We start from the raw sequence: 915 nt of genomic DNA on the forward strand, positions 1-915 counted from the left end.
ACTGTGTAAATGTGGTAGACTCAAGGCATATAGACGAAAAAGAGGAATGATTCCTCATTTGAGTGTGCCTGAAACTAAACTAGTTCATCGAGAAGCAATGCTAAAAGCAAAAATGAATCATGTCTTTGATCAAAAACTTGGTAAAACAAATTGGACTATTGAATCACGAGATAATGTGAAATGGATTACAATTTATCTCGAAAGAGACCTCTTACTTCTATCCACTGAACGTTCATCGAATCATGACATGATAATCCAAAAAATACTCCCAATGCTCAATCTTGAAGAATACCGCACCATTTAGTTTCATCGTTTCTTTTTTTCTTCAATACTTTTTTCTATTTCTTTAATACATTTGTGACATATCATTGATTTTTCAGACATGCTACAAATGATTTCATTATTTTGAAATTCAGAGTCATAAGTAATTCCTACAGCTAATTTGTTCCACCAAACTTCATAATCTAACTTCTTTTTTCCACACACAAAACAATTCCCCATGTCTTTGTAAATTTTCTCAAAAAATAAACATTTATGCAAAATCTATTTTTTTTCTAAAACTAGTTTAATCACAGTTTTGGACTAGTAATTGCACCTTGTGCTGCAGAGCCTACTAATGTGGCATACTTTGCTAAAGCGCCTGTTGTATAGTTTGGTTTTGGTGGACTCCAGAGTTTTCTTCTTTTTTCTAATTCTTCAGCTGATACATGAAGATCAATTATGTTAGTTTCCGTATCTATTGTAATTTCATCATCGTTTTTTACTAATGCAATAGGTCCACCAACATATGCTTCAGGGGCTACATGCCCTACCATGAATCCTCGTGTACCTCCGGAAAACCTGCCGTCAGTTACCATTGCAACTTTCTTTCCTAATCCTTGACCTACTAGTGCTGCAGTAGTGGATAGCATTTCT

General features: G+C 34.3%; 2 protein-coding genes and 1 pseudogene. 1 reads left to right on the top strand and 2 read right to left on the bottom strand.

Annotated elements, in window-relative coordinates; translation table 11 throughout:
- Positions 1-304, top strand: a 304-nt coding sequence (locus BG20_RS07520) for a hypothetical protein (protein ID WP_048097158.1), incomplete at its 5' end; no start/stop codon positions are given.
- Between the two features lie 2 nt (positions 305-306).
- Here BG20_RS07520 and BG20_RS07525 read toward each other — a convergent pair.
- Together BG20_RS07525 and BG20_RS07530 are read right to left on the bottom strand one after the other, a co-directional pair.
- Positions 307-501: a hypothetical protein gene (locus tag BG20_RS07525; RefSeq protein WP_007401680.1), complete on the bottom strand. Its 195-nt coding sequence runs from the start codon at positions 499-501 to the stop codon at positions 307-309.
- Between the two features lie 68 nt (positions 502-569).
- Positions 570-915 (bottom strand): annotated as a pseudogene (locus tag BG20_RS07530) (dihydroxy-acid dehydratase); the annotation flags it as partial.

It is taken from the genome of Candidatus Nitrosarchaeum limnium BG20, assembly GCF_000241145.1.
Classification (GTDB): Archaea; Thermoproteota; Nitrososphaeria; order Nitrososphaerales; family Nitrosopumilaceae; genus Nitrosarchaeum; species Nitrosarchaeum limnae.

Coding starts and splice junctions, on each gene's coding strand:
- BG20_RS07525 (WP_007401680.1), bottom strand. CDS start 501: ATGGGGAATTGTTTTGTGTGTGGAAAAAAGAAGTTAGATTATGAAGTT.